7 protein-coding genes and 1 pseudogene are annotated in these 9,678 nt (G+C 65.6%); 4 read left to right on the top strand and 4 right to left on the bottom strand.

Going from position 1 to position 9,678, the window contains the following annotated elements; translation table 11 throughout:
* Window positions 1-31 precede the first annotated feature (31 nt).
* A pseudogene (locus tag ACIRRA_RS35660) lies at window positions 32-149 on the top strand (IS5/IS1182 family transposase); the annotation flags it as partial.
* Between the two features lie 93 nt (window positions 150-242).
* On the opposite strand, the gene ACIRRA_RS35655 reads toward ACIRRA_RS35660, so the two are convergent.
* On the bottom strand, window positions 243-1,898 hold the full coding sequence (locus tag ACIRRA_RS35655; RefSeq protein WP_402777371.1) for an LCP family protein: 1,656 nt from the start codon (window positions 1,896-1,898) through the stop codon (window positions 243-245).
* Between the two features lie 303 nt (window positions 1,899-2,201).
* On the opposite strand from ACIRRA_RS35655, the gene ACIRRA_RS35650 reads away from it, so the two are divergent.
* The 3 genes from ACIRRA_RS35650 (at window position 2,202) to ACIRRA_RS35640 (ending at window position 4,402) form a co-directional block, all read left to right on the top strand.
* Entirely contained in the window at window positions 2,202-3,137 is a 936-nt protein-coding gene (locus ACIRRA_RS35650) for a hypothetical protein (RefSeq protein WP_402777368.1), read from the top strand.
* A 554-nt stretch (window positions 3,138-3,691) separates the two neighbouring features.
* On the top strand, window positions 3,692-4,165 hold the full coding sequence (locus ACIRRA_RS35645; protein ID WP_402777366.1) for a hypothetical protein: 474 nt from the start codon (window positions 3,692-3,694) through the stop codon (window positions 4,163-4,165).
* Window positions 4,166-4,213: 48 nt separating this feature from the next.
* Entirely contained in the window at window positions 4,214-4,402 is a 189-nt protein-coding gene (locus ACIRRA_RS35640) for a hypothetical protein (RefSeq protein WP_402777363.1), read from the top strand.
* Here the strand turns inward: ACIRRA_RS35640 and ACIRRA_RS35635 are convergent.
* From ACIRRA_RS35635 to ACIRRA_RS35625, 3 genes are all read right to left on the bottom strand, one after another.
* Window positions 4,392-5,075 (bottom strand): MspA family porin, encoded by a 684-nt coding sequence (locus tag ACIRRA_RS35635; RefSeq protein WP_402777360.1) that lies wholly within the window; start codon window positions 5,073-5,075, stop codon window positions 4,392-4,394. The two genes, ACIRRA_RS35640 and ACIRRA_RS35635, sit on opposite strands and share 11 nt — an antisense overlap.
* Window positions 5,076-5,740: 665 nt before the next feature.
* Window positions 5,741-7,252 (bottom strand): hypothetical protein, encoded by a 1,512-nt coding sequence (locus ACIRRA_RS35630; protein ID WP_402777357.1) that lies wholly within the window; start codon window positions 7,250-7,252, stop codon window positions 5,741-5,743.
* Between the two features lie 540 nt (window positions 7,253-7,792).
* Window positions 7,793-9,673 (bottom strand): IPT/TIG domain-containing protein, encoded by a 1,881-nt coding sequence (locus tag ACIRRA_RS35625; RefSeq protein WP_402777354.1) that lies wholly within the window; start codon window positions 9,671-9,673, stop codon window positions 7,793-7,795.
* Window positions 9,674-9,678: the final 5 nt, after the last annotated feature.

Genomic DNA, 9,678 nt, shown 5'->3' with positions numbered 1-9,678 from the left:
TTCACTTCCATGGCGCGAAAAGGTTTGGCCGCCACCGTCGTTCGGTGTGACCGTTCCGTCGGCGCATCGCCGGTTCACCGTGTGGACCAAGGCCGGGCCGTGGTGGCGTCTACATCGTGCGGTGCTCGACGAGCTGGGCAACCAGGGCTTGATCGATTGCCGCCGGTCGACAGTTGGAGCCCAACCGCTCCGGCGTGGCGCCGGCTCACCCCACCGGCGGGACCGCAACCGGACAAGGTCGGTCATTTGACGCAGGGAACGGCGGTGGAGTCCATGCTGGACAGGTCGGTGGGGGAGGGGGCCTGCGTCCCGGTCGCGGTGGCCGAGACCGGGACCGGTGGTGTCGCGGAGGTGGTCTGGCCGGGTAGGTCGGGCACCAAAGAGGCGATGGGGTCGCCGGTCGCAGCATCGGTGCCGATGGTCAGTTCGACGGTTTCCGCGTCGAGGGCTGCCGATTTCGTCGCGGTGAGTCCGAGTCGTTGGCCGAGCGCGGTGGCGGCGGCGTCCGCGCCGGGACCGTAGGCGATCGAGCTGGCGGTGTGGATGGGGCCGGTGGTGGCGGCGCCGCGGATGAATCCCCGGGCCGACAATGCCTGTTCCACGCGTGCGGCCAGGCCGGTGCGGCCGGTGCTGTTCACCACGTTCAACACCACACCGGAGGCGGCGGGGATGGTCGGGTCGGTCGTGGCTGCGGCGGTCGCAGCGGTGGTGTGCGAGGTGAGCGGGGCGAGCAGGCCGGCCACGATGCCACGGATCTCGGTGGTGTCGACGACGTTGATGTCCTCGCCGAGGGCGTTGGTCGCGAAGTCCTTGACAGGCAGGGTGAACAGCGACATCCCGTCAGCGACCAGCGTCGACGCTTGCCGGGCGAACTGCGGCAGATCCAACCCGTTGTCGACGGCGATGTTCTGCTGTGCCACATCGAGGACGCCGCGCAGGCTGCTCGGAGTGGTGAGAGTGCCACTTGCCTGCAGTGTGCGGGCCAGCGACACGATGAACGCCTGCTGCCGCCGGGTCCGGTCGAGGTCGGTGAAGTTCAGTGACGGATCGGGATCACGACGCTGCCGCACGAACGACATCGCCTGCCCGGCGTCGATCTGCTGCGTCCCCTTGCGGAAGTCGGCGCCGGAGAAACTGTCGGAGGTGTTCTCGTTGAGGCACACGGTGATCGGCTGTACGACCTGGGCGATCTGAAAGAACGCCACCAGCGTCACCTCGACGAAATGGTCGACCGCCACGCCGCCGAGAAAGCTGCGCACGGTCGCGATCTCCGCCTTGCGCCCCGCATCACGAGACTTCTTCTCCAGGTCGGGCGAATCCTCGGCACCGGACCTGGTCAGCTTGTCCTTGGCCCGCTGATACGCAAACCCGTACGCCTGTTTGATCTTTGCCTTGCAGGGCGAGGAATCACACGCCGCGGAATCGAGGTTGACGTAGTCGTCGCGCGGAATGGAGATGGCTGTCGCCCGCGAACCGTCGCCGGGAATGTGCACCAGGATAAGCACATTCGCGTTGTACCCGCCGACACTGTCGTCGCCGGCGTGCAGCGCGTCGTACATTGCCTGCGGCAACGGGTTTCCATGCTCGTCGAGGCGACTGTCCAATCCCATGATGAGGATGTTCTGGTCGGTGCCTTTGGATTTCGGGTCATCGGCCAGTGCGTCGGATGTGACGACTCCGCTCACTATCTGGTGATAGCTGCGCCATGCCATCGCGGTGCCGGCCACCACGAGTATCGCCAGCAGCGCCACAATAGTCCGCGCCACCACCAGCAACCGCACGGTGCGGCGGGTGGGCGGCTGATGCGCTCGAGGGCGCCGAGCCGACCGGCGAGACGACAGCGCGTCGCCGTCCGCCGCATCCGGTCGCCTCCGCCAGCGCTCCCAAGCTTGCGTCATACGGTCTGACTATAAGCGGAGGCCTCACGGCCGCTGGGCATCTGCGCGCTTCGACATGCTGTGTGGCAGGCGGGACGGCCATGTAGGCGACCGCTGCGGCCGGGAACTCCTCTGGACCACGGGAAACCGGGCCTCCAACTCGAAGAATTTCAGAAATAGCCCGAAGCTCAGCTGCGTAGCCCCGGACTTGCTCCCCGCCGGCCGCCAATCATTTCCGGCCGGCGTCCGTGACTACGGGGACTCCTGACCGGCGGGCAGCCCCCGGCCTCGGCAATGTCGGTGACCCATGCCACAGTAATGCTCATGAGCTATCAGTACTCCAGCCTGACCGGGGCGATCGACGACATGGCCAGCCCGTTGCGTCAGTACTTCGACCAGCGGTACCCGAATCTCGAACCCGTGCAGGCCGACTACCGAGCCCGCGCAGGCACACTGCTCGTCGGTTGCACCGGAGCCAGCCCGGGAACCTTGGGCGCGGCCTTCGACTACCTACTCCGATTCACCTGCGGCGCCGAGTATGTCCCCGAGACCGCGGTGTTCGCCGAACCGATCTTCCATCGCCCCGACCACATCGCCGTGGTCTGGGAGCTGGCCACACTGGCAGGCCACGCGTATATGCGACCGCTGCCGGAGAACACTTTGGAGATCGTCGCACGAGCGAGCTGGGCGTTGGCGCTGTGCGCGGAGCTGTACCGCAACCCGTTCGTCTTCTCCAATTCCCCACTGGCCGAACCAATTCGCAGCGACCGGTTCACCACCGAGGCCCTGCTCGCGCTGGCTCCCGGCGACGCTCTCACCGAGATGCGGTCGCTGTATCTACTCGCTCTCACCGAACTGGCCGAATTCCTGCCCGACCCATCGTCGGCGGTGGCCCTGGGACCGACGTTCGCCGCCTCACAGCTCTGCTCGGCCGATGCCGACCTCATCGTGGACGGCGTCCTGATCGAGGTGAAGACCCGCCTCGGCGCGGCCAACCGTGAGACAGGGCAAAGATCGGACTCGCTGTCGCTGACCGACATCTACCAGATCATCGGCTACGCGCTGTTCGACACCACCGACACCTTCTCCGTCCATACCGCGGCCCTCTACTCCGCCCGCTACGGCGCATTGCACAAATGGCCACTGCAGCAGCTGCTCGACACCCTCGCCGACGCGCCGATCGACCTTGCGGCCGAACGCACCCACGTATGGAAACTTCTCGGCGGCCAGCAGATTCCGGCGATCCCCGTGCTCCGGTGAACCGCTGGCGCGTGAGTCCTTTCCGCGGCGTGCATGTAGTAGCTCCCGGGCCCGAACCCGCCGTCATCGTCCTCGCCGCCGACCAGGCCACCGCTCGGGAGATCATCGACGTTGAACTCGACGGAGCAACCCGCCTCCTTCGCGACACGGACGATGTCCCGCGGGCCCTCGCGGATCGCCGCCTCCTCGTCCTCGTCCCAGACCTCAATCGTGAGAGTGAATTTGGACTCCAAGGGCACTGATCTTCCAGACTGTCGTGCGGAAGTGCAGCGGGGCGGCGAGTTTCGCCGCCCCGCGGGGCGCTACGCGTAGACGGTATCCGTTCTCAGCGAGTCGGGCCCGGTAGCCCCGGCGCCGACCCCCGACAACCGAGGGCTCGCCACGGCTGGCGCCGCCGGCGTGGACGGCCGCCACCGTGTGATCGAGAACAGTCTGTTCTTGCGCGGTTCATCACGCCGGGCGGCCGGCGTGTCCTGGTCGATGCGCTCCACCCGGTCGATGAAGTCGGCGAATCGGATCCGATGGCTCCGGATCGCCGTGCGAGGCTGATGGGTATGTCCGAACCCCTCCATTACACGCCGCATCCGCGCATCGCCGAACGCAAGCAGGCCGGACCACCGAAGATCACCGACGTGGCCACGGCGCCACCCGATTCCGCGTGGTACACGCGGTTCAACGCGAACCTGGCGGTCGTGATCACCAAGGGCGTCGGCACCATGTGGTGTGCGTACGCGTTCGCCGCGCTCAGTTTCGTATCGCTGCCAGCTGCGATCAGTTCGGGCAGTCCCGTCGTCCTGGTCTCGTGGATCAGTCAGACGTTCTTGCAGCTCGTGCTCCTGAGCATCATCATCGTGGGCCAGAACATCCTGGCCGCGGCCGCCGACAAACGGGCCGAGGCCACCTACAAAGACAGTGACGCGATCCTGACCACCACTTTGGACATTCATCGGCACCTCGAGCAGCAGGACAAGCAGATTCGCGACCTGCTGGAGATGATCCGAGATGCGGAGCGGGCCCGGGAATCCTGAAGCCGACCGAACCGTAAGGGCTGTTCTCCGGCCGAGGTTTCGGGGTCGATGTCCGTCGGAGTCGACGGGGTTGCCCTGGTCGACCTTGATCTGCTGCTCGGGCAGACCGCGCGCCAGCTGGCGCAGATCGTCACTGGAAACTCTCACGATCGGCCCGCCCGCGCCCGGCAACTCGATTGGAAGGTCGTGCTGCTCGATCGTGTCGGGGTCCGGATCTGGTCGGATTTCAGAAGGTGAACTGGTCGCCGTAGGCCGTGGTCTGCGCGAGTCCCTCAGCGGTGCTCACCGTGGCGGTGACGAAAGGGACGGCCGATACAGGCGAGGCGCATTGGCCGATATGGAGCGCGGCGTTGTTGAACCTGATGTGATGCGGGAACGTCGTGGTGGCGTCCAGGCGGGCCGTCTCCGTTCTCGCGACAGTGACCTGGCCGGGTCCCAAGTTCCCGAACACGCCTTCGCCCACGCCCAGAGTCCCGACGATACTGAACCGGCTCGCACCGGGCAGGATGACCGCGGCGCCGGGAGAGCCGACCGAAAGGCCAATCCTGTCACCGAGCCCTTGATTGGTGCCGATCTCGACACCGAAGCCGCCGTCCACACTGATCCCGCAGCCGAGGATGAATCCCGCGATGGCCCGACCGGATGTGATCTGGCCGCCGTCCACGGTGACCGAGTAGTCGCCGGACATCTGCGTGGCATGCGCGAACGTCATGAGGAAGTTCGGTGTCCGGTCGCCGGGCGGGTTCGTCCCGACGCTGTCGACCGACGCCGTCAGATGGAGTCCCCCACCGGAGACGTCTCCGCCGGGCGGCTGGGCGCGGCCGAGTTCGGCGTCACCGGCCCACAGGCTCAGTACGGCCAGACTTGCCGCGACCGTACCGGCCACAGCGACGGTGAACGAACGTCGCATGCCTGGAGCCTTCCGGTTCGCAACGGTTTGCAACTCGGTATCACAGGAACAAACCCGCACGGGATAGCGCTCGACAAGCCTAAACGGTGACACCGGCCAGGCGTCGCCACAGCAAGGCGTGTCCACGCCCGTCGACCCCGACGGACATCGACACCGAGGCCGCCTCCCTTGTTGATTCACCGAGCCCACGCTCGGGTTCGGAAAGCGAACGGATATGGATATCGTTCCGGGTCGCGCGGCATGTCCCCGAGCGCTGCGGTCGGGTGTATCACCGACCCCCGACTCTTTGACGCTGCCGCGTACACGGCATTCGCTACAGGCTCGACCTACTGAAACACAATGCCCCAGAAGGTGTCTCACGACCGAAGGTCTGAGGACGCCCGCCGCCGGCGGACTCGCATCGGATGCTGGGCAATCATCGCCGAGGATTGTGCGCGGCGAATTCGCTGTGCGGAAGTGACCCGGGCGGTCGCGCGGGAAGACCACCACGGCAAGGGAATTGACCACGCGAGCCGCATGGCGGCTTTGGTGAGAGGTCCGGGGAACGGACTGGATTAATCCCGACACCGCGCCCCGGCCCACTCAACTCTGTTTCAACACATTCTCACAGTCCCTGAGGAGTCGGCCAGCACCGGCTCCGAGTGGAATTGCTCGAAGGGACTGGCCTACGGGCGGGTCACCTCGGTGGCGTGAAGGTTGCGCAGGGTGCCGTCACCGGCCTCGTGCTGGGATGGGTAGAGCAGTTGCACGGCCACGGTCAGCGGCGTGCCGGGCTCGATGGTGTGGCTGTCATCCGGTGTGGCGATGACGACCGATCCGTCGGTGCCATCCTTGATCACCTTGTACCACTGTGTCTGCTGGGGATTGACGCGGGTTCGTGGCGGGACGTCGAAGCGGATCTCCCACCACACCACCCGCTGCTCGTGGGCGGCCAGAGTGAGTTCGTAGCTGATGACCCACCCTTTCGCGTCCTCGGGCCAGGTTTGGGGCCACTGTCCGACGATCACGGGGGAGACGGTGACAGGAGGCCGATCGACCTCGGTGGTTACCGAGCCCGAGTGCCGTTCGGCGGTATTGGCCCGTGATGGTGAGGTGATGAGGCTGGTGCAGGTGAGCCGGCCCTCGTACTGCGGGTCGATGGTGCCGGTCAGGTTGATGACCGCCTTGCTGCCCTTGGGCAGGTCGATCGGCATGTGTAAGCCGTCGCCGACCGAACCGGTGCCGCAGACGGCCCCATTCTCGGCCTGGCAGGTCAGTTCCAGATCGGTCAGCTCTGTCGGGACGGTGGCCTCCAGCACGGCGTCGGGGGCGTCGTTGGGGCCGAGATTCTGCACGCTGATGGTGTAGGTGATCCGATGTCCCGACTGCGCTGTCCGCGGGCCGCTGATCTCCAGAGGCATTTCCGCGGGCAGGGACACCTTGAGGTTCCTGATCCGGTGGTAGGCGGTCGCGGCGCCGGTTCCGGCCGCGAAGCCCAGCTTGAAGGTCTCAGGCACCCGAGGCTGACCGTCGGCGCCGGCAAGATCGAATTCGTTGATCAGCAGGGTGCCGTTCGGGTTGACCTTGTCGGAGTGGCGAACGGTGAGCCGACCGTCGATGATGGAGACCTGGATGTGGGCGACGCGATCCCACGCCGCGCGGAACCCACCAGGCACCTGAACGCCGGTCAGCCAGCCGAACCCCTCCCGAAGACTGCCGGCTCCGCGTACCCCGACGGTGTTGGGCCGTTGTGCACCGCCTCCCGTACCGGCCAGCGGCGTGGCGAAGTTGCCGAAGTTGTCGAAGCCGACGCCGACGAACCCGGCGGTGACCCCGGGCGCGACGATCTGCCCGGGCGAGGACTTCGTGATGGAGTAGCCGAGTGCGGCACCGATGCCGCCGGGCTGCGTCGTGTGCGCGCCGTCGATCAGGTAGACGCTGAAGCCATCGCCCAGCGTGGCCCCTCCCTCACAGGAGTAGTCGAAGTCGATGGTGACGCCGAGCCTGGACGAGAACGGCTGATCGAGGAACGCCGTCCCGGCCTGGGAATTGGCGTTGGGGGTGAGTTCCAGGCTGCCGTCGTTGAGCCGCGCGCTGCCCAGCAGCTGCCAGTGCGGGTTGGTCGGGGTCTCGTGGGTGAACGATTCGACGATCGGGAACTGTGCCTGCTGGATGGTGACCGGTGCATACGTCGTCATAGTCGAATCCTCTCGGGGCTGGATGTGCCATGAGATGAGCGATTGCTCCACGCAGATTGACCAGTACTCCGCAATGAAGATAGTGCCTTTCACGCTCCATGGCTAGAAGCACAAAGTAGACTGGAATGCAACATAATTGGTTAATTGCGTCGGTGCGATTAACCCATCCGGTCTTTACTCGCCTGTGTCCAAACGTGGAACGGTGCCTTTCTACTCGGAGGTTCACCTCGGAGGTCTTCTCTTGGATTCCACGCCCCGCAGTCACCCGCCCGGGGTTGGGCCGGTGATTCAACCCCGAAACGGAACAGTGCCTCCCGCAGTTTGTTTCAGAATCGCTACACAAAAGCAGCCGAGTTGAAGGAGTCCCCGACTGTATCGCCGAAAATTGGGCCGATATGACGTAATCCTCTGTCGGACAGCGGATTACGTAAATGGGATCGGCGAGGTGCGACCATGCTCGGCGCATGACGGAGCCGAGCCTCGTGCGCACGTCCGGGAAGGACGATCGAGGCTCGGCTCCGCCGGATCCGATGATTGCCCTCAGACGTAGGTGAAGGGTATCCCTGCACTTGTGCCGACGGCTGTGGTGACGGTGACTTGTACCGTGCCCGTCCCGGGTGGAGTGACCGCGAGAATCAGCGTGTCGGACAACACGAGATACAGGGTCGCCGGGGTGGCGCCGAAGGTTACCGCGGTGGCGCCGGTGAATCCGGTGCCGGTGAGGGCCAAGAAGGTTCCTCCGGTTACCGGGCCGGTGTTCGGGCTGATCGAGGTGATGGCGGGAATTCCCAGGTAGGTGTACGGCAGGCCGTTACTGGCACCCGCTGTGCTGGTGGCTGTCACCGCTACCGTGCCTGTCCCGGCGGGAGTGACTGCGGTGATCTGGGTGTCCGACACGATCGTGAACGACGTTGCCGGTGTGGCACCGAATTTGACTCCGGTGACGCCGGACAGGCCCAGACCGGTAATGGTCACCGTGGTTCCGCCGGCCTGCGGTCCCACCGTCGGTATCAAGAACAGCAGGATCGGCGCCAGCACATAGGTGAAGGCGAGCCCGTTGCTCGCGCCGGCCGCGGTGGTGACCGTGACCGGTACCGTCCCGATACCCGGTGGAGTGACAGCGGTGATCTGCGTATCGGAGTTGACGGTGAACGAGGCCGCCGGAAGGATGCCGAAAACCACTGCGGTAGCGCCGGTGAACCCCGTGCCGGTCAAGATGACGGTCGTTCCTCCGGTTATCGGTCCCGTCGCCGGACTGATCGAGCTCAGCGTGGGCACCGGCCGGTACGTGAACGGAACGCCGGCGCTTATTCCGGCCGCGGTGGTGACCGTGACCTGCACGGTGCCCGTGCCCGGAGGAGCGATCGCGAGGATCTGGGTGTCCGACAACACGAAAAACAAGGTTGCCGGGGTGGCGCCGAAACTCACCGCGGTGGCGCCGGTGAACCCGGTACCGGTCACGGTGACCACGGCGCCTCCGGTCACCGGCCCCGAATTCGGGCTGAGCGAGATCACGGTGGGCACTCCCACATAGGTGAACGGCAGCCCGTTACTCGAACCCGCCGCGCTGGTGACCGTGACCGACACCGTGCCGGCCCCCGCGGGAGCGATCGCTGTGATTTGTGTGTTCGATACGATCGTGAACGAAGTCGCCGGTGTGGCACCGAAATTGACCCCGGTGGCGCTGGACAGACCGGTACCGGTCAGCGTCACCGTCGTTCCCCCGGCGGCCGGCCCAGTGATGGGAGCGATGAAGATCAACGAGGGAACCGCCGCGTAGGTGTAGGCAGCGCCGTTGCTCGTTCCACCGGCGTTGGAGACGGTCACCTGTACCGTTCCCGTTCCCGGCGGCGCGATCGCCGTGATCTGCGTATCCGAATTGATGGTGAAAGTCGTTGCGGTCGCGCCGAAGCGCACGGTGTCCGGCCCGGTGAACCCGCTACCGGTGATCACCACGGGGTTACCCCCGGAGGCCGGCCCCGAGGACGGTGAGATAGCAGTGATAGTAGGCATGATGGTGCCTCCTTGTCGGTCAAGAGGGTGACGCAGGGATGCAACAGATTGCTCTGCGGTGGGTTTGCCGACTCTCGCCATGGCACGGCAATATCCAGTAACACTCCTGAACCACCACTGAGGCAAGACATCTCGCGATCCGCTTTGGTCCGCTTTCCGGATGTACCGCCCCCCGGCGGGCGATGCCGGAGCAATGACGTGTAGACCCACATGACGGTGTTGGCCGGCCGGACGACGACACTGCGCGGTGGTGGTTGGGGTGTCTGGCAACAGGTGTGCGAAACCGGACGAAAGCGGATCGGCAGATGCGTTGCCGGGCAGCCGGTTCAGGAGTGTTAATGAAAGGGCCGGAGCCTTCGGCAGCATTCCACACCCTCTGGGGTGTGGGGCATCGATCGGACGCAGCAATCAGG

It is taken from the genome of Nocardia sp. NPDC101769, assembly GCF_044766925.1.
Taxonomy (GTDB): Bacteria; Actinomycetota; Actinomycetes; order Mycobacteriales; family Mycobacteriaceae; genus Nocardia.
Note: the sequence above shows the minus strand (reverse complement) of the source record. Positions and strands in the feature narration are given on the sequence as shown.

Excerpts from the sequence above, each read along its gene's own strand:
- ACIRRA_RS35640 (WP_402777363.1), top strand. The coding sequence starts at position 4,214 with ATGTCCGTCGGAGTCGACGGGGTTGCCCTGGTCGACCTTGATCTGCTG.
- ACIRRA_RS35650 (WP_402777368.1), top strand. The coding sequence starts at position 2,202 with ATGAGCTATCAGTACTCCAGCCTGACCGGGGCGATCGACGACATGGCC.
- ACIRRA_RS35635 (WP_402777360.1), bottom strand. The coding sequence starts at position 5,075 with ATGCGACGTTCGTTCACCGTCGCTGTGGCCGGTACGGTCGCGGCAAGT.
- ACIRRA_RS35655 (WP_402777371.1), bottom strand. The coding sequence starts at position 1,898 with ATGACGCAAGCTTGGGAGCGCTGGCGGAGGCGACCGGATGCGGCGGAC.
- ACIRRA_RS35645 (WP_402777366.1), top strand. The coding sequence starts at position 3,692 with ATGTCCGAACCCCTCCATTACACGCCGCATCCGCGCATCGCCGAACGC.
- ACIRRA_RS35630 (WP_402777357.1), bottom strand. The coding sequence starts at position 7,252 with ATGACGACGTATGCACCGGTCACCATCCAGCAGGCACAGTTCCCGATC.